Source organism: Lachnoclostridium phytofermentans, from assembly GCF_000733755.1.
GTDB lineage: Bacteria > Bacillota > Clostridia > Lachnospirales > Lachnospiraceae > Lachnoclostridium > Lachnoclostridium phytofermentans_A.
In genome coordinates this window covers 896,100-917,429 of record NZ_JPOF01000003.1, presented here as the reverse complement: position 1 = coordinate 917,429, position 21,330 = coordinate 896,100, and the positions used below count along the sequence as shown (strand labels likewise).

Here is a 21,330-nt window from a genome sequence, read left to right as displayed (position 1 = left end):
CTTGGAAGAAACAATTTGCCGTCTCTTTTGAGATGTCGAGTTGTTACTATATGGAAGGAAAGAGGAGAATGCTATGAAAAAAAGTTTAAAAAAGTTAGCAAGCTTAGGTCTTGTAGCAGCTATGGTAGTGTCCTTGGCTGGTTGTGGCACCAAGGATAATGGAACTACGCCGGGAAGTGATGGCAATGAAAATGGCGGTACAGCAAATGAAAGTGGAGCAGCTACCTTTAAAATTGGAGCGATTGGACCATTAACTGGAGAAGCAGCTTCCTATGGTATCTCTGTAAAGAATGGTGCAGAGATAGCGATCAAAGAAATTAATGATGCAGGTGGTGTAACTGTAGGTGATAAGAAATACATACTAGAAATGAAATTCGCTGATGATCAAGCGAGTCCTGATATCGCAGTTTCCGCTTTTAATACGGTAATGGACTGGGGAGCACAAGCAATTCTTGGCTCAGTAACATCTGGTTCTTGCCTTGCAATAAAAAAGGATACTTTCGAAGCTGGAATCCTTCAGATTAGTCCTTCTGGTTCTGCACTTGGATGTACAGAATATGAGAATGCGTTCCGCTTATGTTTTACAGATCCATTACAGGGTGTTACCATGGCTAACCTTGCAAAAGAGTTAGGTTATGAAAAGATAGCTATCATTTATAATAACTCTGATGAGTATAGTACTGGTATTTTGACTGCTTTTATCGATCAGGTAGCTGCAAATGGTGGTACTATTGTTGCTACCGAAGCATTTGGAAAGGGTGCGATTGATTTTAATACTCAATTAACCAAAATTAAAGCAACCGATGCAGAAGTAATCTTTGTTCCTGCTTATTACAATGATGCAGCATATATTACACAGCAGGCAAGCGATCTTGGAATGAATCTTCCTTTCCTTGGAAGTGATGGCTGGGATGGTGTGCTAGCACAAGTTAAGGACCCAGCTGTTCTTGAAGGTGCAATCTTCTTAAGTCCATTCTTTGCGAATGATGAAGCTCCTGCGATAAAGCAGTTTGTTGAAACTTATAAGACCAAGTATGATGCGGTTCCAGATCAGTTTGCAGCAGATGGCTATGATACCGTATATGTAATAAAAGCAGCGATAGAGAAGGCTTCTTCTGTTGAAAGTAAAGATTTAATTTCTGCGATGACACAGATTACGGTGGATGGTCTTACTGGTAGTGTATCTTTTACCGCAGATGGTGAGCCAAATAAGGGTGCAAAATACATCGAGATAAAGGATGGCAATTATACTGCAAGACAGTAATAGCGGTCAAACGACTTGAAATAGCGATGTGGCAGAATTACATTTCCGAATCAGCGCAGAAAAGGCTGTTTCGGAAATGTTTTGCTTACAGCGAAATTCTTCGCTTGACACAGAAAAAGTGGTTAAAGTAGTATTGAAGTAGAATGTAATATGCCTAATTTTCTGAGGCAAGCGAAGCATTTCGGAGAGGAAGTTACCGAAATTAAAACTTAAATGAGGTGATGGTATGGAGTTTATTGAACAGTTAATTAATGGATTAAGATCCGGTAGTATATTTGCTTTAATAGCAATTGGTTATACCATGGTATATGGTATTGCAAAGATGATAAATTTTGCCCACGGTGATATTATCATGGTAGGAGCTTATTCTTTATACATATTTATAGCGAAAGTAAACCTACCTCCAGTAGTGGCAGTGATATTAACGATGTTAGTATGTACCATTCTTGGAATTACAATTGAGAAAGTGGCATATAAGCCACTGCGTAAAGCACCATCCTTAGCAGTCTTAATTACTGCTATTGGCGTGAGTTATTTATTACAAAGTTTAGCTCTTTTAATATTTAAAGCTACCCCGATTCCTTTTTCTTCTTTTATTGAGGTGCCAGCTTTACAAATAGGGAAGATAACCATTTCAGGAATTACGATAGTTACGTTCTTAGTAACTACAGTCTGTATGATTTTATTAACATTATTTATTAATCGAACTAAAATCGGAAGTGCAATGAGAGCAGTATCGGAGGATAAACAAGCTGCACAGCTAATGGGAATTAACGTGAATCGAACGATATCGATTACATTTGCGATTGGCTCCATGCTTGCAGCGATTGCGGGTATTCTTTTTATCAGTCAGTACACATCCTTAAGACCAACACTTGGTACCTTACCTGGAATTAAGGCTTTCGTAGCGGCAGTATTTGGCGGTATTGGCAGTATACCGGGAGCAATGCTTGGCGGACTTTTGCTAGGTGTAATTGAAAGTTTAAGTAAAGCTTATATCTCAACAGAACTTGCAGATGCCATCGTTTTTGGAATTCTTGTACTTGTCTTACTGGTAAAACCATCCGGGTTACTTGGCAAGAATAGAATAGAGAAGGTGTAGGTGAACGGTATGGAGAAGAAGGGAAACAGAAACGTTCTTATAAAATCAGTGATAGCTTTAGCTGCTATTATCTTAGGTTATGTAGCTGTTTATTATATGATGGAGGGAGGCATCTTAAGCCGTCAGATGACGTCTTTAATCCCTCGTATTGGAATTAATATTATTTTAGCGGTATCCTTAAGTATTACAGTAGGATTTTTAGGTGAATTATCTCTTGGTCATGCTGGGTTTATGGCGATTGGTGCTTACGCGAGTGCTATTTTTACTACACAGGCAGCAGGATTACCAGGGTTCTTATCTTTTGTGTTTGCACTTATCATTGGGGGTGTTATGGCTGCGTTATTCGGTGTACTTACTGGAATTCCGGTACTTCGCTTACGTGGCGACTATCTTGCTATCGTTACCTTGGCATTTACTGAAATTATAAGGTCTGTTATCAACACCATGTCCATTACCGGTGGAGCGATGGGATTATCAAGTATTCCAGAATATGCGAACTATACCTGGATTTATATCTTTGGGATATTAACAATACTTGTAGCAGTTAACTTAAAGAAATCAAGACATGGTAGGGCAATTCTATCGGTCCGTGAAAATTATGTAGCAGCAGAAGCAATGGGTATTCCGGTAACTAAGTTTAAGATTCTTGCGTTTACAGTTGCAGCTTTTTTTGCTGGAATTGCTGGAGCTTTATATGCACATACCTACAGTGTTTTACGCCCTGGTAATTTTGATTATAACAAATCAATTGATATTCTAATCTTTGTTGTACTTGGTGGGATGGGAAATATTCCAGGTACAATCGTTGCAACGATTCTTTTAACTTACCTTCCGGAAAAATTCCGTGAGTTTGGTGATTACCGTATGCTAACGTATGCACTAGCTTTGATCATTATTATGTTACTTAATTCAGGAGAGATGAAAGAAAAGATAAAAGGTTTCTTTCGAAAAATAGTACCGCAGGGGAAAGTAAAACCGAAAAAATTACAGGAAAAGAAAGGAGAACACTAAGATGGCATTATTGGAAGTAAAGAATTTAGGAATCTCCTTTGGTGGTTTAAGAGCGGTAGATCAAGTGAACTTTTCTATTAAAGAAGGACAATTATACGGATTAATCGGTCCTAACGGTGCCGGTAAAACAACACTTTTTAATTTATTAACAGGAGTATATCAGCCAACCGATGGCAGTATTATGTTGCAAGATAAATTGTTAAACGGAAAGAAGCCAGCTCAGATTAATAGAGCCGGAATCGCCAGAACATTTCAGAATATTCGATTATTTAAGAAGATGACAGTACTGGATAACGTAAAAGTAGCTTTACACAATCAGGTACATTATTCCTTATTTGCAACTTTATTTAAACTACCTTCCTATTGGAAGAAAGAAAAAGAAATGGATAAGATGGCACTAGATATCCTTAAGGTTTTCGACCTTGAGGGGCAAGCGTCTGTCTTAGCCGCAAACCTACCATACGGTAAACAGCGTAAATTAGAAATTGCAAGAGCTCTTGCTACGAACCCAAAGCTACTGTTGCTTGATGAGCCAGCAGCAGGGATGAATCCAAATGAAACAGAAGAGCTGATGCAGACGATTCGATTAGTTAGAGACCGCTATAAAATAACTATTCTTTTAATTGAACATGATATGAAGCTTGTTACAGGGATCTGTGAGGAGATACTGGTACTAAACTTTGGTATGGAGTTGGCAAAGGGAACACCGTCTGAAGTTTTAAATAACCCTGAGGTTATAACCGCATATCTTGGCGAATGATAGAAAGGAATAGGTGCTAATATGGCGATGTTAACAATAAAAGATTTAGATGTATATTATGGAGTAATTCAAGCAATCAAGGGTATCTCCTTCACGGTAAATGAAGGAGAAGTTATCGCTTTGATTGGTGCCAACGGAGCTGGTAAGACCACAATCCTACATACCATTACCGGCTTAGTGGCTCCTAAACATGGCAGTATAGATTTTGAAGGACATAATTTATTAAAAACACCAGCGCATAAGATTGTTTCGCTTGGTATGGCGCATGTACCGGAAGGACGTAGAATATTTTCTGAGCTTACCGTATTTGAAAATCTGATGATGGGTGCTTATAGTAGAAAAGATAATGCAGAGATTACGAAAACATTGACAGAAGTTTATAAACGTTTTCCAAGACTTTCGGAACGTAAAAAACAAATTGCCGGAACCTTATCCGGAGGCGAACAGCAGATGCTTGCTATGGGGCGTGCACTGATGTCAAAACCAAAGATTATGTTATTAGATGAACCGTCCATGGGATTATCTCCTTTGTTCGTCTCAGAAATATTTAATATTATACAGGAGATAAGTAAGAATGGAACTACGGTGTTATTAGTAGAGCAGAATGCGAAGAAAGCACTATCTATTGCAGATAGGGCTTATGTACTGGAAACTGGTAAGATTGTTTTATCTGGTGACGCCAATGAGATGATGAATAATGATTCTATAAAAAAGGCATACCTAGGGGAATAAGTGTGAAAAGAAATTCTAAGGCATCTAAAAACGCTGCCTAAGAATTTCTACGGAGCAAAAGCGCTCCTATTTACACATAAAGTTTGTGCCTGTGTAATCCTCGGCACAAACTTCCAGCCTACTAAGAGGCATGTTTTATGAGTGGAAGGAGGATATGTCATGAGTGATAAATTTGTAATCACAATTGCACGCGGTTACGGAAGCGGTGGTAGAACTATCGGTAAGATGTTAGCGGAACGCCTTAATGTTCATTATTATGATAGGGAACTTATGAGACTAGCATCGGACAAGAGCGGTATCAATGAAGAATTGTTTGTGAAAGCTGACGAGACGGTAAAGAAAAGCCTTTTATTCCGAATAGCGAAGAAGGAATACAGGGGAGAGTTAATTCCTCCGGATTCGGATGATTTTGTATCCAATGATAATTTATTTAATTATCAAGCAAAGGTAATTAGAGAATTAGCAAATGAAACTTCCTGTGTCATGGTTGGGCGTTGTGCAGATTATGTACTAAAGGATGTGGATCATGTCATTAGGGTATTTGTGCATGCCCCATTTGAGGACTGTGTGAAAACAGTGATGGGACTAGATGGTCTTTCGAAGGAAGAAGCCTCAAGAAAAATAACTTCGATTGACAAGCACCGTGCAGAGTATTATAAATATTACACAGGAAGAGATTGGAAGAGCGCTGAGAATTATGATTTGTGCTTAAATAGTAGTAAATTAGGATTTGAAAAGTGTGTTGATATGGTCATTGACTATAGGAACATTCGATTAATGCAATAAAACTAAGGCAGGGTTGAAGGAAATATTATTTCTTTCAACCTTTCCAGTATATAGTGATAGGCGATTGTGTGAAAGCTATGGTATTTCACACTTCTTAATTTTAAGTAATGGAGGGTAAGAGATGATTTCAAGCAAGATGGTAGATTTGGTAAAAAACAGTTCAGTAATTCGTGCAATGTTTGAAGAAGGAAAGAAGATGGCTGCGAAGTATGGAGCGGAAAACGTATACGATTTTAGTCTAGGAAATCCTAGCGTAGAGCCACCAAATAGAGTAAAAGAAGCAATCATAGAAGTTCTGAATGAAGAGAACCAGAATCTTGTTCATGGATATCCAAATAACTCTGGATATGAAGATGTTCGCGAAAAGGTTGCAAATTCTCTCAACCAAAAATTTGGTACCAAGTTCCACCATCATAATATTGTGATGACAGTTGGAGCGGCAGGAGGGCTCAATGTAATATTTAAGACACTTCTAAACCCTTCCGATGAAGTAATTGTATTCGCTCCGTTTTTTGGAGAGTATCGTAATTACGTAAGTAATTTTGATGCTAACCTTGTAATTATTTCACCAAATACTAAAGATTTTCAGCCTAACCTAGAGGAATTTAAGTATAAAATAACTGCGAAGACAAAAGCGGTAATTGTAAATACGCCGAACAATCCAACAGGCGTTGTATATTCCGAAGAAACAATTAAAAAATTAACAAGTATTTTAGAACAAAAGCAGGAGGAATATAAGTCCTCAATTTACTTGATTTCAGATGAACCTTATCGTGAACTTGCTTATGATGGGGTGAAGGTTCCTTATCTAACGAAATATTATAAGAATACAATCGTTGGGTATTCGTTTAGTAAATCTCTATCTCTTCCGGGTGAGAGAATTGGATATCTTGTCCTTCCAGATGAACTTGATGAGGCAGAAGATATTAAGGCAGCAGCAAACGTAGCTACCCGTATTCTTGGATTTGTTAATGCACCATCCCTTATTCAGCGTGCTGTGTCTCGTTGTCTGGATGCTGAAGTAGACGTTGAGATATACAATAGAAACAGGGAACTTATATATCAAAGTTTATTATCCTATGGGTATGAATGCATAAAGCCAGAAGGAGCATTTTATTTATTTGTAAAGGCATTAGAAGAGGATGATAAAGCATTTGTTGAAAAAGCAAAAGCGCATAATATTTTAGTTGTACCTGGCTTCTCCTTTGGATGCCCTGGGTATTTCCGTTTAGCGTATTGCGTAGATTATGATATGATCAAGCGTGCCTTACCTCACTTTGAGCAACTGGCGAAAGAATATGAAAAATAATACCAGAGCTTTTTATCGATGTAAATCGGGTAAAAACAGCGCAGAAATGAGGGAAATCATGAGAGAATGGGAAAAGAATTTAAGACAGGTGACGCCTTATGTGGCAGGTGAGCAGCCTAAAGATTTAAATAAAATCAAGTTAAATACCAACGAAAATCCATATCCACCAACAAAGAATATGGAAGGCTTGTTAAATAATCAATCCGAAATGTTACGATTATATCCAGATACACAAGCAACAGAACTTGTAGAAGAACTAGCAAGATTTTATGACCTAACTACAGATCAAATATTTGTAGGAGTGGGGTCTGACGATGTTCTTGCAATGTCTTTCTTGACTTTTTTTAACTCCGAAAAACCGATTCTATTTCCGGATATTACGTACTCTTTTTATGATGTATGGGCAAATTTATACCGAATACCATATGAAAGGCCAGCTTTAGATGAGAACTTTCACATAAAAAAAGAAGACTATTATAAGGTAAATGGAGGTATTGTAATAGCAAATCCAAATGCTCCAACCTCTATCTCTGAGGACCTTAGTGTGATTGAGGATATCATTGCGAAAAATCAAGACGCGATTGTAATCATAGATGAGGCATATGTAGATTTTGGTGGGCAAAGTGCATTGCCGCTGTTAAAAAAATATGACAATTTAGTAGTGGTACAAACCTTCTCCAAATCAAGATCGATGGCAGGTATGCGAATTGGATATGCTATGGCAAATCCAGAACTGATAACAGCTTTAAAGAATGTAAAAGAATCCTATAATTCTTATACGATGAACTATCCTTCCATTGTATGTGGAGCACAAGCTGTAAGGGATAAGGATTATTTTTATGAGACACTGGATAAAGTTATAGCAACTAGAGAGCACGTAAAGAGAGAACTACGTGGTTTAGGATTTCAGATGCCAGATTCCAAAACGAATTTTTTATTTATTACCCATGAGAAGCTTTCGGCTAAAGAATTATTTGAAGCTTTAAGAGAAGAACATATTTACGTCAGACACTTTAATAAACCAAGGATATCTAATTATCTTAGAGTAAGTATTGGAACGGATGAGGAAATGAATATATTTCTTAGGGCAGTAATGGAGTATATGAAAGAAAAAGGAATCTTAAACTAATTTTCTCATATTTTAAGAAATTTTGGAAAGTGACTAGATTATTAACAAAAAACGGTGTATAATGACATTATACTACAAGGGAAAGTGTAGATATCTTATCCATATAAGTCGTAATAACGAAGGAATATGCCTAAGAAGAACTGTTTTCATGTAATTTTACGTTTTCCCTACAACGGGTATTATTGTAAACCTTGGGATAGGTAATAATTTTGAGGAGAGGATTCAGTGAAGATACTAATAGCGGAAGATGATTTTGCAAGTAGAAAGTTTATGCTTCGATTTTTATCGCAATACGGAGAATGTGATATTACGGTAGATGGGATGGAAGCAGTAGATGCCTTTACGATGGCACTTGAATCAAATGAACCATATGATTTAGTTTGTCTTGATATTATGATGCCGGCATTGGATGGTTATCAAGCATTAAAGGGAATCCGTGATTTAGAAAAAGAAAAAGGCATTCCTGAAGAAAAACAGGCAAAGATTATTATGACAACTGCTTTAAGTGAAGGAAGAAATGTTACGAAAGCCTTCGAGCTTGGTTGTGTTGCATATGCAGGGAAACCAATCGATCAAACGAAATTTGAGAATGTATTAAAGAAATTGGAATTAATTTAGTGTAAAGCATATGGCTGTTCTAAACAGAGGAGAAATTGTGGCAATGAGCTGCTTTGAATCTGTTTTGAGCAGCTTTTTTCGTTATGTATAATGCAGATTATAATAGGAACTTTTGAGTAAAGAAATGAGAGATTGATTAGAAATAGAAAAGCACCGAATTAAAAATTCCTAGATTCGTTGCAGGACGCATCTAAGTATGCTAAACTCTGGCTATAAATAAGAAAAGGAATTCATTATAAATGCGGAGGATATAGATATGAGATGTCCAAATTGTGGGGATGATCGCTGTGTTATTGTGGAAGAGTCTGAAACCAATCAAAAGGGGTATGGATTCGGAAAAGGTTGTTGTGGTTATCTAATTTTAGGGCCAATTGGTTGGGTATGTGGCTTATGTGGAATGGGAAAATCACATACTATAAGGCGATCATTCTGGGTATGCCATCATTGCGGAAGAAAATTTAGAACATAAGCATAGTTAGCCGTTAAATTCTTAGTATGACGATAGTTAAGGAGGGGAGTATGCAGATTACTGTACGTAAAAAACATGATGAAATGTGGAAGAAGCTTATGAGAATTGGAGAATACACCGGATGCCATCAAAAGCCAGAGAGAAGTTTTTTCTATCACGGTTATCAATTCCCGGTATGCGCTCGCTGCGTCGGTGTTATCTTAGGTTATCTGATCGCAATTCCGTGCTATATGATATTTGGATTTCATAAAAAACTCTCTATCACAGGAGCTTTTGTAATGTTTGCGGATTGGGCGATACAGCAGGCAAAGATCAATGAATCTAATAATAAGAGGAGATTATTAACTGGAATTGCTGGCGGATTTTCTATTATGTCAGTCCAAATCAAATTGTTAGCTTTAATAAAAAAGAAGTTATTTTCGTAAGTTAGATTTCTCGCATCATTATATTGTGATTTTAAAGTACTGAGACTGTTGCACATGTGGCAGTCTTATTTTTTTGTCATAATATAACTTGGAAGGATATGTACTATTTCATGATGATAGTAATTTCAACAAAAATTCTTATGATTTGCAAATTCTACATTGACAGATGTAGGAATTCTTCATATAATGAACTTGTAAATGATAATTATTCTCAATAAATTTATAGGAATGAAGAAAAGGACGTGGACGACATGACACTAGTGGATGGGAAGGCAAACAAAACCTATACTGTTCATAACATTCAGTTAGAAAAAGGAACGGAAATTCGATTAAAAGCGCTTGGATTAACTGATGGCACTAAGATTGAGGTTTTAAATAATAAACGTGGAGGCTCTGTTATTTTTAGTGTACGTGGAACAAGACTTGCAGTCGGAAGAAAGATTGCGGAAGCAATTCATATTGAAGAGGAGTAATGTGTATAGCAATCAAGGTAGAAAAGAAAGAAGATATAAATAGACAGCAATGTAGTAAGTGCCGAATGAAAGGAAGTAAACCATGATTCAAGAAGAGAATCACAGAGAAAAGCAGGAATTAAAAGTTGGGTTTGTTGGAAATCCAAACTGCGGGAAAACGACATTATTTAATGCCTATACTGGTGCTAAATTAAAGGTAGCCAATTGGCCAGGAGTTACGGTTGAAAAAAAAGAAGGAGCGATGAAATACCATGATCATCGTTTTAAATTAGTAGACCTTCCAGGGATTTATAGCTTAACATCCTATACCATGGAAGAGAAGCTGACGAGACAATTTATCTTAGATTCTGAGGTAGATGTCATTGTTGACGTTGCAGATGCATCTGCACTAGAAAGAAATTTATATCTTACGTTACAGTTAATAGAGCTTGGAAAACCGGTTATCTTGGCGTTAAATATGATGGATATCGTAGAAGAGCGTGGTATGGAGATTGATATGCATCGATTACCTGAGATGTTAGGGATTCCATGTATCCCGGTTTCAGCGAGAAGACGTACTGGTTTAGATATTTTAATGCATACCGTAGCACACCATAAAGAAAAGTGTCGTCATAATAGTATTGTACATCAGCATCCAAATAAAGTGGAAGAGGAAAGCAGTCATGCCCATGAACATCATCATGAATTAACGATGGTTTATAGTGATGAAATAGAAGATAAGATTGATGTGCTCATTGATCGCATGATGGAAATTGAATTTGAAACTGAAAACTATCGCTGGTATGCGCTTAAACTTTTAGAGCATGATGAAGAGGTAATGAATCTTGTACCTATTGATTTATCAGGAATTGCTGATAAAAGTTATGAAGCTGAGATTATTCATCAAAAGTATGATTTTCTAAAAGGGTATTTTGAAGTTGGATTTGAAAGCTTTTCTAGCATGGTGCTAAATGGACTGGAATCACTTGGTACGAGTGAGATACTGATTTCGTTATTAGTTGATGGTATTATTGCTGGTGTTGGTGGAATTCTTACTTTCTTACCAAATATCTTTATCCTATTTCTTGCATTAGCTTTCTTAGAAGATAGTGGATATATGGCAAGAGTTGCATATGTGATGGATGGTTTGATGGGGAAACTTGGACTTTCCGGAAGAGCCTTTATCCCGATGATACTTGGATTTGGCTGTACCGTTCCTGCGGTTATGGCATCCAGAGCGTTAGAGGATATGAGGGATCGAAGAAGAACAGTTTTAGTCACACCGTTCATGTCCTGTAGTGCCAGACTTCCAATCTACGTGCTATTTTCGCAGATGTTTTTTGGACGATACGCTATGTTAGCTGCCTTTTCTATGTATGTGATAGGTTTGGTTATTGCAGTAATATCTGCCTTTGTAATGAACAAACTCGGGAATAAAGGTAGTATGAGTCCTCTTCTGATTGAGTTACCAGAATATAAAACACCAAACAAAAGAACGATTATTATCTATGTTTGGGATAAAGTAAAGGATTATTTAACAAAAGCGGGGACTACGATATTCCTTGCATCGATAGTAATTTGGTTTATCTTAAATTTTGGACCACAAGGTATGACAGAAGATATGTCACAGAGCTTTGGTGCAATCTTTGGAAAGTTTCTTAGTCCGATTTTAGTTCCAGCGGGACTCGGATTATGGCAAGTTGTTGTAGCTCTTATCTCTGGATTAGCTGCCAAGGAGGTTGTAGTATCTAGTTTTAGCGTACTATATGGAATTGCAAATATCAGTTCTGGGGAAGGAATGGATAACTTAATCAACTTATTGTCCAGTCAGAATTTTACCGCGATTAATGCTTATTCCTTTATGCTATTTTGTTTACTATATACGCCATGTGTTGCGACAATCGCTGTGGTAAAGAGAGAATTAAACTCCACGAAATGGACGATATTCTCGATACTGTTTCAATTAAGTGTTGCTTATCTGGTGTCGGTGTTATTTTTCCAGATTGCAAGTTTTATTACAAGCCTTTAAAACAATCTTAGCGCTAGACAGGTATTAGTGGGAAAGTAAAAGATGATTTTTCACGTTAATGGCAGTATCAGTTACCAATCGATGTGGAATTGCGCTAGGTGTTAATATAAGGCTTATAGAAAGGAGGATGTGTATGTGGCCAACATTAATAATAGTATTACTGTTAGGGGCATATGTCTTCTATGTTGTAAGGAAAAGAGTTAGAGAAATAAAAGCGGGTAAGTTTTGTAGCTGTGGATGTGCCGATTGTCCAAGTCATTGTGGCAGTATGAAAGAATATGATAAGAAACATCGGACAAAAGAGAAGGTGAAAACATTCCAGGGATAACTAAGATTTTTCGTAGAGGATCTAAACATTAATATTTCTTAAGGATTACAATATGAAATCAATAATAGATCAGTGAAGATTTGGAGTAATCTTTTATAAGAAACTAAGTAAATAATTTGGAGGTACAGTGGAGTGAGAAATCTGTTGTACCTCTTTTTATTAATTCCAAGGAGAAGTGCTCTTGACTATTCCTCTTCTATAATTCTCATTATTTGGTCTATAAAAAGCATTTCAAGGTGCTTTTTTCTATCGATACACACGTGATTAGACACACCGATTTGAAAGGTATATGTTTTTGAGATAAACTTTCTTTGCGATAATTTTCTAAATAAAAAGAGGAATTCGAATTATTTTGTAGAATAGTATAGTAGAGGGTATTATAGTAGTATACTACAATATCATATCCCATTGAAATACCGTTATAGAAAGTTTGGGACAAGGTTCGTCACCTTTCACAATTGAATAAGATGAATAAGGATTTCAATCGAGATGGCTTCGTTTATTTAAGAATGGAGGTTAGGATGGAACAGTTGAAACTGAACATAAGAAAGCTTCAGGAACAAAGAGAGCATGAGTATTTGAGTCCCTATGCAGCATTCAGTGATTGTTCCCTTGGAAGAGATGTAAAAGAGGTTGCTTGTGATATTCGCCCGGTATATCAAAGAGATCGGGACAGAATTTTACATTCCAAAGCATTTCGTCGACTCAATGGGAAAACACAGGTGTTTTTAGCCCCAGAAGGAGACCATTATCGAACCAGAATGACTCATACTCTAGAAGTTTCGCAAAATGCGAGAACAATTGCTAAGGCACTTCAGCTGAATGAAGATTTAACTGAGGCGATTGCTTTAGGACATGACTTAGGTCATACCCCTTTTGGCCATGCAGGAGAGCGAGCACTAAACCGTGTATGTGAGGGTGGTTTTGAACACCACTTGCAAAGCATTCGAGTAGTGGAATTATTGGAAAAGCATGGGAAAGGGCTAAACCTTACGAAAGAAGTAAGGGATGGAATAAAAAATCATCAGACTGCCGGTAGTCCATCAACATTAGAGGGAAAGGTTGTAAGGCTATCGGATAAAATTGCTTATATCAATCATGACATAGATGATGCCATCCGTGGGCAAATTATAAAGGAGGATGAGATTCCTAGAGAATTCACGGACGTTCTTGGACATAACCCCGTTGAGAGGTTGAATACCTTAATTCATGATATTGTTATTCATAGCTACGGAACAGCCGATATTATAATGTCAGAACGAGTGCAAGAGGCTATGTTAGAGCTTAGAAAATATATGTTTCGCAGTGTGTATACGAATCCTGTTGCCAAAGGTCAGGAAGCAAAAGCAGAGAAGATGATAGAGCAGCTTTATCTTTACTATAATTCACATCTTGATTGCTTGCCGGAGGAATACTTATTTATGATAGAAGAGAAAAAGGAGCCAGCTGGTAGAGTTGTATGTGATTATATAGCTGGTATGACTGATCGGTATGCAGTTGCGAAATATAAAGAAATCATGATTCCTTCAGCGTGGGATGTCTATTAGGGATATAATCATGATTTTTAAATTAATGTACTTATAGATGCAACAGATGAGAAATGAGGAGCTTGCTATGTATTATCCAGAGGAACTTGTGGAAGAAGTTAGAGAACGCAATGATATCGTTGATGTAGTTGGTTCTTATGTTAAATTGCAAAAACGTGGCGCCAACCACATGGGACTGTGTCCATTTCATAATGAGAAATCTCCGTCATTTTCCGTAAGTGGCTCAAAACAAATGTATCACTGTTTTGGATGTGGTGTTGGGGGAAATGTGTTCACCTTCCTGATGGAATATGAAAACTACACCTTTGTGGAAGCGTTACGTGTTTTAGCTGAACGTGCTGGAGTGAAACTACCGGAATTAGAGTATTCGGAAGAAGCGAAAAGGGCAGCAGATTTAAAGACAAGAGTGCTAGAGCTTTATAAGGAGGCTGGTAAGTATTATTTTTACCAACTTAGAAGTAAGCAGGGAGAAGAGGCGCTTGCTTATTTAAGAAATCGGGGACTTAGCGAAGAAACAATTACAAAGTTTGGGCTTGGGTATTCTACCAAATACTCCGATGATTTATATCAATATATGAAAAAAGCAGGGTATGAGGATACCTTATTAAGGCAATCTGGCTTATTTACAATGGAAGAAAGTAAAGGAGCTTATGATAAGTTTTGGAACCGAGTCATGTTTCCTATTATGGATGGGAACAATAAAGTAATAGCATTTGGTGGTAGAGTGATGGGCGATGGAGTACCAAAGTATTTAAACTCTCCGGAAACCATTATTTTTGATAAAAGCAGAAATTTGTTTGGATTAAACTTTGCTAGAACATCAAGGAAGAATTATTTTCTTATCTGCGAAGGGTATATGGATGTAATCGCATTACATCAGGCAGGATTTCAGAATGCGGTAGCATCTTTAGGAACTGCATTTACACCACAACAGGCGAGATTAATGTCCCGTTATACGAAGGAAGTTTATCTTACCTATGATAGCGACGGTGCCGGAGTGGCAGCAGCGATTCGAGCAATACCGATATTAAAGGAAGCTGGACTTTCTGCAAAGGTAATCGATATGAAACCTTATAAGGACCCGGATGAATTTATTAAGGCACTTGGCGCAGAAGAGTATCAAAAGAGAATTGATCAAGCACTGAATAGTTTCTTCTTTGAGATTTCAGTCTTGGAAAGGGATTATGATTTAGAGGATCCGGAACAAAAGACGAAATTCTTCAATGAGATGGCTAAGAAACTGTTGGTATTTACAGAGGAAATTGAACGTAATAATTACATCGAGGCATTGTCAAGAAAATACAATGTCTCCTATGAAAATTTAAGGAAACTAGTAAATCGTTACGGTGCCCAAATGACAGTAGTGAATGTAGCGAAGGAAACGAGAGAGCGAGAAAAGGAGCAAAATGCGAAAAAAAGCAGACCGGAAGAAGGGATGCAGAAGTCACAAAAGATATTGCTGACCTGGCTGATTGATGATTCCAAGGCGTTTGACCGAATTCATGGAATTATAACCGCGGATGATTTTACCGAGGAATTATATCGAGAGGTCGCTAATATGGTCTTTGAGCAATACGAAAGTGAGCATAAAGTTACTCCTGCTAAGATTATTAATCGCTTTGAAAGCAAAGAAATGCAAAATGAAGTAGCCAGTCTATTCTCAACTTCCATCCAACTTGAGATGACAGAAGCAGAGAGAAGAAAACTTTTTGCAGATACGGTGATACGTGTCAAAAGAGCGAGTCTTGACATTGCTTATAAGAGGGCGATAGAAGACAATGATATCATGGCACTTCAGAATGTAATGAAAGAACAGTATGGCTTGGAGAAACTGCATAGTTCTTTAAATCATGGTTAAACTGTGAAAATATAGGGTATCGAATAATTACAACATTCAGACGAAGAAAGAAGGAAGCTATTTATGGATGAAACCATGGCAAAATTTCACGAGAAGCTGAAAGAATTGTTGGAGTATGCAAAAAAGAAGAAAAATGTACTAGAATACGAAGAGATTAATGATTTCTTCTCTGATATGGAGATGGATCCGGACCGTATTGAGAAAATCTATGAGTATTTAGAGGGACATAATATTGATGTTTTGCGTGCACCAGAATTAGAGGAAGTAGATGATGAGGTTGATGAAAGCGATTTAGCCTTGATTGAAGCTGAAGAAGAGGAATTGTCTAAAATCGACTTAACAGTACCAGAAGGAATTAGTACAGAAGACCCAGTTCGAATGTATTTAAAGGAAATTGGTAAGGTACCTCTTTTAAGTGCAGATGAAGAGATTGGACTTGCTCAGCGTATGGAGCAAGGGGATAAAAATGCAAAGAAAAGACTTGCAGAAGCAAATTTAAGACTGGTAGTTAGCATAGCAAAACGTTATGTTGGCCGTGGCATGCAGTTTTTAGACTTGATTCAGGAAGGGAATCTTGGATTAATTAAGGCAGTAGAAAAATTTGATTATCGAAAAGGATATAAATTCAGTACGTATGCAACCTGGTGGATTCGTCAGGCAATTACCAGAGCAATTGCGGATCAGGCAAGAACAATTCGTATTCCGGTTCATATGGTAGAAACGATAAATAAATTAATCCGTGTGCAACGTCAGCTATTACAAGAGCTTGGCAGAGAACCATTTCCCGAGGAAGTTGCGAAGGAAATGAATATTCCAGTAGAACGTGTGCGTGAAATTCAGAAGATATCTCAAGAACCAGTTTCTCTGGAGACACCAATTGGTGAGGAGGAAGATAGCCACTTGGGTGATTTTATTCAGGATGATAATGTACCAGTTCCTGCTGAAGCAGCAGCATTTACCTTATTAAAAGAACAACTAATGGAGGTGCTTGGCACATTAACAGACCGTGAGCAAAAAGTATTACGATTACGTTTTGGATTAGATGATGGTCGTGCCAGAACTCTAGAAGAAGTAGGCAAAGAATTTAATGTAACCAGAGAACGAATCCGTCAGATTGAGGCAAAAGCACTTCGCAAATTAAGACACCCAAGCCGTTCTCGTAAGTTAAAGGACTATTTAGAGTAAAGATAGGAAATAGAGGAAGGAAACTAGTTTTACATGAACTTATCAAAACGATTGCGTATGGTGGCTGATTGTGTCACCAAAGGAAATGTGGTTGCAGATGTAGGCTGTGATCACGCCTACATTTCCATATATCTTGTAGAAAGAAAGGTTGCACCGAGGACAATAGCACTTGATGTGAATGAGGGACCATTACTTCGGGCACAGGAAAATATCCTTAGCTACGGTTTGGAGAATCTGATAACGACAAGATTATCTGATGGATTACACAAGCTAAAACCAAAGGAAGCAGATTCGATCATCATCGCTGGCATGGGGGGACCCCTAATGATTAAGATACTAGAAGAAGGTAGCGAGTGCGTAAAGGCGGCAAAAGAGCTTATTTTACAGCCACAGTCAGAAATCTGGCGGGTACGAGAGTATCTACATAATCTGAACTTCGAAATTACAAAAGAGGATATGTGTATTGACGAAGGTAAGTATTATACGGTACTTTATGCATCACAGCCTCATCAAAGATGGGGCTGTGACGCGTTACCTCATCAAAAAGGTAGCAGTGATATATTGTCACATCAAGAACTAGGTTGTGATTCCTTGCCTCATGATAAATGTTGTTCTACCTTATTAAAGGAAAACCAGAGCAGCTTACGCGAGGAGAGAGAAGATGTCACCAAGGAATTGAGAGAATTATATAATAGATATGGAAAGTATCTTTTAGAGAGGAAGCATCCAATCTTGCAACAATACCTTGAAAAAGAGAAAGCTAAATCAATGAAAATAAAAGAAAGCTTAGAAATCAATGGTTCTTTAAAAAGTCAGGAACGATATGCGCAACTGCAAAAGGAAATTGAAATCTTAGATGCTGCCCTACAATACTACCAATCTTAGAATACAAGAAATACAAGAGGAAATGAGAATTCATTCACTCGATAAGTTTGTGTCTGCGCTGCAACCACAGACTTGATGTTACGCTGCAGCGCAGAAAAGAGGTAATAAGTATATGGGAATGTTTAAAGTCACGATTGATGGCGTGACAAAAGAATACAAACAGGGTACGACTTATTTAGAAATCAGCAAGGAATATCAGTCTCAATTTAAACATGAGATTATTCTTGTATTGATGAATGGAAGATTACGTGAGCTGTTTAAAACATTAAAACAGGACTGTACAATCGAATTTGTTACAATTTCAGAAGATGCTGGTCGCAAGACTTATGCCAGAGGGCTTATCTTTGTAATGATAAGAGCGATTTATCGTGTATTAGGGCATGAAAATATTGAAAAGATAAGAGTGGAACATTCAATTGGCTCAGGACTGTACTGCGAATTGGATGGAAAAGTTAAAGTAGATGCTGCATTAATGGAGAAAGTTAAGAAAGAGATGGAAGCCATTATAAAACGTGACATACCATTTATGAAACGTTCCATTGCTACAGCGGATGCAGTAGAGTTATTCCATAAATACCAGATGTATGATAAGGAAAAACTGTTTCGCTACCGCCGTGTTTCCAGTGCAAACCTCTATAATTTAGATGGCTTTGAGGATTATTATTATGGCTATATGCCGGCAAGCACTGGTATCTTAAAGTATTTTGATATATTTCCATACGAAGATGGGTTTATCTTAATGCTACCAACCAAAGAAGAGCCAGAGAAGGTTCCAGAGTTTAAACCAAGAAAACGTTTGTTTGAAACTCTTCAGCAAGCCAATCATTGGGGAAGAACCATGGAGATTTCTACGGTTGGCTCCTTAAATGATGAGATAACCAAGGGAAACATGAATGAGATCATTCTGATTCAAGAGGCGTTACAAGAGAAGAGAATAGCAGAAATAGCAGAAAAAATTAAGAGTGCTGGTAGTAAGAAGTTTATTATGATAGCAGGACCTTCTTCCTCTGGTAAGACTACATTCTCTCATCGTTTGTCAATTCAGTTACGTACCCTTGGATATAAGCCGCATCCAATTGCTGTCGATGACTATTTTGTAAATCGTGAAAATACACCCAAAGATGAATTTGGTAACTTTAACTTTGAATCCATTCATGCCATCGACATAGAGCAATTTAATAAGGATATGACTGCTTTATTGAATGGAGAAGCGGTAGAACTACCAAACTTTAATTTTAAATCCGGTAAGAGAGAATATAAAGGAAACTATAAGAAGTTAGGGCCAGAGGATATTCTAGTTATCGAAGGTATTCATGGTTTGAATGATGAATTGTCCTACTCTCTACCAAAAGAGAGCAAATATAAAATTTACATTAGTGCATTAACTCAGCTTAATATTGATGAACATAACCGTATTCCTACTACGGACGGAAGATTAATTCGTCGAATGGTAAGAGATGCTAGAACGAGGGGAACCTCTGCTCGCGAGACAATTGCGATGTGGGCATCGGTACGTCGTGGAGAAGAGGAGAATATCTTCCCGTTCCAAGAAGAAGCAGATTGTATGTTTAACTCTGCCTTAATTTATGAATTATCTGTTTTAAAGCAATATGCAGAGCCAATCTTGTTTGGAATCGATAAAGATTGTAAAGAATATTTAGAAGCGAAGCGATTATTAAAATTTTTAGATTACTTTCTTGGGGTTAGCTCAGAAGATATTCCAAAGAATTCTATTATTCGTGAGTTTATCGGTGGAAGCTGCTTTAAAGTCTGATTAATAAATCTGCTTTCATGAAACACTAGTTACAATACCATTATGCATTAGTAAGATTTTAATGTTAATACTATGTATGCTTTTATTGTTTGATAAGCTTAATACTTGTATCTAAAATTCTTCCTTCCCATATCTCTTATTCTTTATAATTGGAAGGATAAACTTCTTTACAAATGAAATAATTCATGTTAGCATACTAAGGTTGAGTAGTACAGATGATCGCGCCGATTATTATCGGTGAGGAAAGTCCGGGCTTCATAGGGCAGGGTGCCGGATAACGTCCGGTGGAGGCGACTCTAAGGCCAGTGCAACAGAAAATAAACCGCCTAACCTTAAGGTTAGATAATAACCGTAAGGTTGGGTAAGGGTGGAATGGCGGTGTAAGAGACCACCGCTTCTCTGGTAACAGAGAAGGCTGTGTAAACCCCACTCGAAGCAAGACCAAACAAATACCTTAGGGTATGAGAGCGATACGGCGGCCCGCCGTGCTCTTAGGTAGGTCGCGTTTTGTCCGGTAACGGGCAAAGGAGCTGTATGGTAACATACAGTCAAGATAGATGATCATCAAATACAGAACCCGGCTTATAGTACTACTCAATTTCGATGAAACTTAAGATGAGCCAGTTAGATTCTGACTTGTCATGATTGTGAGACTGGTTCCGGTTCGGCAAATCTGCAGAACATGGAGGTAGTCTCATTTTTTTATGTAAAAGTGAGGATTTAAAGTAATATAGAAATAACATTAGGAAACGCAGGAATAAGCTGGTTTTGCAAAATTGTATTTAAGGAAACAGTACAAGAAAAACTAGGGTTTTGTAAGAAAAAAGTAAAGATTTTAGTACTTTGGTATGATAAGATATGTCTAGTAAGGAGGTTATTCAGAAATGGCAGAGGAGATAAATATTTTAGTAGTTGATGATGATAAAGAGATAGCAGAATTGGTTGAAATTCATTTAGTAAGTGATGGATATCAGGTCTTTAAAGCATACAATGCCATGGAAGGACTCGAGATCCTCCAAAAGGAGAACATAAAACTTGTTATTTTGGATATTATGATGCCAGGTATTGATGGACTTAGTATGTGTAAAAAGATAAGAGAAACCAGTACAGTTCCAATTATCATGCTAAGTGCAAAGTCGGCAGACATAGATAAAATCATAGGCCTTAGCACAGGTGCAGATGATTATTTGATTAAGCCATTTAATCCTCTTGAATTAATGGCGCGTGTAAAATCACAGCTAAGACGATTTACAAAGTTCAATCCTAGTACTTATGAGGATAAGAATGAAAAGGAAATTGCTGTGACTCATTTGGTGATTAATAAAGAAACCCATGTTGTTATAGCTTACGGAAAAGAAGTAAGATTGACACCAATTGAGTTTGATATATTATATTTACTGGCCTCCAATGCAGGAAGAGTATTCAGTACGGATGAAATCTTCGAGCGCGTATGGAACGAAAAGATGTATGAAGCGAATAATACGGTTATGGTACATATTCGAAGACTGAGAGAAAAAATCGAAATGGACTCAAGGAATGCAGAAATCATCAAAACAGTATGGGGTGTTGGGTACAAGATTGAAAAATAATTCTTGTTACTTGTTTCGCGTGTCAATGAGAAAAGGTAAGAAGGAATTTCTCGTTGACAAGTAGGGGTTATTCAGCTT

Annotated in this window: 20 protein-coding genes and 1 other RNA gene; all 21 read left to right on the top strand. The window is 37.4% G+C overall.

Annotation, left to right across the window (positions count from 1 at the left end):
• The first annotated feature begins 73 nt into the window (after positions 1-73).
• The 21 genes from CC92_RS0109360 to CC92_RS0109260 all read left to right on the top strand — a co-directional run bounded on the left by CC92_RS0109360 (position 74) and on the right by CC92_RS0109260 (position 21,252).
• Positions 74-1,264 (top strand): ABC transporter substrate-binding protein, encoded by a 1,191-nt coding sequence (locus CC92_RS0109360; protein ID WP_029503152.1) that lies wholly within the window; start codon positions 74-76, stop codon positions 1,262-1,264.
• A gap of 226 nt (positions 1,265-1,490) precedes the next feature.
• Positions 1,491-2,366 carry a branched-chain amino acid ABC transporter permease gene (locus tag CC92_RS0109355; RefSeq protein WP_029503153.1) on the top strand — a complete coding sequence of 292 codons (876 nt, stop codon included), beginning with the start codon at positions 1,491-1,493 and terminating at the stop codon, positions 2,364-2,366.
• A gap of 9 nt (positions 2,367-2,375) precedes the next feature.
• The gene (locus CC92_RS0109350) at positions 2,376-3,377 is read left to right on the top strand and encodes a branched-chain amino acid ABC transporter permease (RefSeq protein ID WP_029503154.1); all 1,002 of its coding nucleotides are present in this window, start codon (positions 2,376-2,378) and stop codon (positions 3,375-3,377) included.
• Position 3,378: 1 nt separating this feature from the next.
• Positions 3,379-4,137, top strand: a complete 759-nt coding sequence (locus CC92_RS0109345; protein ID WP_029503155.1) for an ABC transporter ATP-binding protein — start codon at positions 3,379-3,381, stop codon at positions 4,135-4,137.
• A 21-nt stretch (positions 4,138-4,158) separates the two neighbouring features.
• On the top strand, positions 4,159-4,869 hold the full coding sequence (locus CC92_RS0109340) for an ABC transporter ATP-binding protein (protein WP_029503156.1): 711 nt from the start codon (positions 4,159-4,161) through the stop codon (positions 4,867-4,869).
• Between the two features lie 159 nt (positions 4,870-5,028).
• The gene (locus CC92_RS0109335; protein WP_029503157.1) at positions 5,029-5,655 is read left to right on the top strand and encodes an AAA family ATPase; all 627 of its coding nucleotides are present in this window, start codon (positions 5,029-5,031) and stop codon (positions 5,653-5,655) included.
• A 121-nt stretch (positions 5,656-5,776) separates the two neighbouring features.
• Positions 5,777-6,964: a pyridoxal phosphate-dependent aminotransferase gene (locus CC92_RS0109330; protein ID WP_029503158.1), complete on the top strand. Its 1,188-nt coding sequence runs from the start codon at positions 5,777-5,779 to the stop codon at positions 6,962-6,964.
• Between the two features lie 58 nt (positions 6,965-7,022).
• On the top strand, positions 7,023-8,093 hold the full coding sequence (hisC, locus tag CC92_RS0109325; RefSeq protein WP_029503159.1) for a histidinol-phosphate transaminase: 1,071 nt from the start codon (positions 7,023-7,025) through the stop codon (positions 8,091-8,093).
• 225 nt (positions 8,094-8,318) lie between these two features.
• Positions 8,319-8,711, top strand: coding sequence for a response regulator (locus CC92_RS0109320; protein ID WP_029503160.1), 393 nt, complete (start codon positions 8,319-8,321; stop codon positions 8,709-8,711).
• Between the two features lie 256 nt (positions 8,712-8,967).
• Positions 8,968-9,180, top strand: a complete 213-nt coding sequence (locus CC92_RS0109315; protein WP_029503161.1) for a hypothetical protein — start codon at positions 8,968-8,970, stop codon at positions 9,178-9,180.
• 50 nt (positions 9,181-9,230) lie between these two features.
• Positions 9,231-9,605, top strand: coding sequence for a DUF2085 domain-containing protein (locus tag CC92_RS0109310; RefSeq protein ID WP_029503162.1), 375 nt, complete (start codon positions 9,231-9,233; stop codon positions 9,603-9,605).
• Between the two features lie 251 nt (positions 9,606-9,856).
• Entirely contained in the window at positions 9,857-10,078 is a 222-nt protein-coding gene (locus CC92_RS0109305; protein WP_029503163.1) for a FeoA family protein, read from the top strand.
• A gap of 82 nt (positions 10,079-10,160) precedes the next feature.
• Complete coding sequence (gene feoB / locus CC92_RS0109295; protein ID WP_029503164.1) at positions 10,161-12,086, top strand: ferrous iron transport protein B; 1,926 nt, start codon at positions 10,161-10,163, stop codon at positions 12,084-12,086.
• Positions 12,087-12,219: 133 nt separating this feature from the next.
• On the top strand, positions 12,220-12,414 hold the full coding sequence (locus CC92_RS20920; protein WP_034218418.1) for a FeoB-associated Cys-rich membrane protein: 195 nt from the start codon (positions 12,220-12,222) through the stop codon (positions 12,412-12,414).
• Between the two features lie 536 nt (positions 12,415-12,950).
• Positions 12,951-13,961 carry a deoxyguanosinetriphosphate triphosphohydrolase gene (locus tag CC92_RS0109285; RefSeq protein WP_029503165.1) on the top strand — a complete coding sequence of 337 codons (1,011 nt, stop codon included), beginning with the start codon at positions 12,951-12,953 and terminating at the stop codon, positions 13,959-13,961.
• Between the two features lie 67 nt (positions 13,962-14,028).
• Positions 14,029-15,819 (top strand): DNA primase, encoded by a 1,791-nt coding sequence (dnaG, locus tag CC92_RS0109280; RefSeq protein ID WP_029503166.1) that lies wholly within the window; start codon positions 14,029-14,031, stop codon positions 15,817-15,819.
• 63 nt (positions 15,820-15,882) lie between these two features.
• Positions 15,883-17,004: an RNA polymerase sigma factor RpoD gene (gene rpoD, locus CC92_RS0109275; RefSeq protein WP_029503167.1), complete on the top strand. Its 1,122-nt coding sequence runs from the start codon at positions 15,883-15,885 to the stop codon at positions 17,002-17,004.
• 33 nt (positions 17,005-17,037) lie between these two features.
• Positions 17,038-17,889, top strand: a complete 852-nt coding sequence (locus CC92_RS20915) for a tRNA (adenine(22)-N(1))-methyltransferase (RefSeq protein WP_029503168.1) — start codon at positions 17,038-17,040, stop codon at positions 17,887-17,889.
• 118 nt (positions 17,890-18,007) lie between these two features.
• Entirely contained in the window at positions 18,008-19,663 is a 1,656-nt protein-coding gene (locus tag CC92_RS0109265) for a nucleoside kinase (protein ID WP_029503169.1), read from the top strand.
• A 203-nt stretch (positions 19,664-19,866) separates the two neighbouring features.
• Positions 19,867-20,264: RNase P RNA component class A (gene rnpB, locus CC92_RS21740), an RNA gene on the top strand.
• A 283-nt stretch (positions 20,265-20,547) separates the two neighbouring features.
• Positions 20,548-21,252: a response regulator transcription factor gene (locus CC92_RS0109260; RefSeq protein WP_029503170.1), complete on the top strand. Its 705-nt coding sequence runs from the start codon at positions 20,548-20,550 to the stop codon at positions 21,250-21,252.
• The last annotated feature ends 78 nt before the right edge of the window (positions 21,253-21,330 follow it).

What these genes read in the sequence shown, in the direction of transcription:
- CC92_RS0109360 (WP_029503152.1), top strand. Translation starts at nt 74, where the DNA reads ATGAAAAAAAGTTTAAAAAAGTTAGCAAGCTTAGGTCTTGTAGCAGCT.
- CC92_RS0109355 (WP_029503153.1), top strand. Translation starts at nt 1,491, where the DNA reads ATGGAGTTTATTGAACAGTTAATTAATGGATTAAGATCCGGTAGTATA.
- CC92_RS0109350 (WP_029503154.1), top strand. Translation starts at nt 2,376, where the DNA reads ATGGAGAAGAAGGGAAACAGAAACGTTCTTATAAAATCAGTGATAGCT.
- CC92_RS0109345 (WP_029503155.1), top strand. Translation starts at nt 3,379, where the DNA reads ATGGCATTATTGGAAGTAAAGAATTTAGGAATCTCCTTTGGTGGTTTA.
- CC92_RS0109340 (WP_029503156.1), top strand. Translation starts at nt 4,159, where the DNA reads ATGGCGATGTTAACAATAAAAGATTTAGATGTATATTATGGAGTAATT.
- CC92_RS0109335 (WP_029503157.1), top strand. Translation starts at nt 5,029, where the DNA reads ATGAGTGATAAATTTGTAATCACAATTGCACGCGGTTACGGAAGCGGT.
- CC92_RS0109330 (WP_029503158.1), top strand. Translation starts at nt 5,777, where the DNA reads ATGATTTCAAGCAAGATGGTAGATTTGGTAAAAAACAGTTCAGTAATT.
- hisC (WP_029503159.1), top strand. Translation starts at nt 7,023, where the DNA reads ATGAGAGAATGGGAAAAGAATTTAAGACAGGTGACGCCTTATGTGGCA.
- CC92_RS0109315 (WP_029503161.1), top strand. Translation starts at nt 8,968, where the DNA reads ATGAGATGTCCAAATTGTGGGGATGATCGCTGTGTTATTGTGGAAGAG.
- CC92_RS0109310 (WP_029503162.1), top strand. Translation starts at nt 9,231, where the DNA reads ATGCAGATTACTGTACGTAAAAAACATGATGAAATGTGGAAGAAGCTT.
- CC92_RS0109305 (WP_029503163.1), top strand. Translation starts at nt 9,857, where the DNA reads ATGACACTAGTGGATGGGAAGGCAAACAAAACCTATACTGTTCATAAC.
- feoB (WP_029503164.1), top strand. Translation starts at nt 10,161, where the DNA reads ATGATTCAAGAAGAGAATCACAGAGAAAAGCAGGAATTAAAAGTTGGG.
- CC92_RS20920 (WP_034218418.1), top strand. Translation starts at nt 12,220, where the DNA reads ATGTGGCCAACATTAATAATAGTATTACTGTTAGGGGCATATGTCTTC.
- dnaG (WP_029503166.1), top strand. Translation starts at nt 14,029, where the DNA reads ATGTATTATCCAGAGGAACTTGTGGAAGAAGTTAGAGAACGCAATGAT.
- rpoD (WP_029503167.1), top strand. Translation starts at nt 15,883, where the DNA reads ATGGATGAAACCATGGCAAAATTTCACGAGAAGCTGAAAGAATTGTTG.
- CC92_RS20915 (WP_029503168.1), top strand. Translation starts at nt 17,038, where the DNA reads ATGAACTTATCAAAACGATTGCGTATGGTGGCTGATTGTGTCACCAAA.
- CC92_RS0109265 (WP_029503169.1), top strand. Translation starts at nt 18,008, where the DNA reads ATGTTTAAAGTCACGATTGATGGCGTGACAAAAGAATACAAACAGGGT.
- CC92_RS0109260 (WP_029503170.1), top strand. Translation starts at nt 20,548, where the DNA reads ATGGCAGAGGAGATAAATATTTTAGTAGTTGATGATGATAAAGAGATA.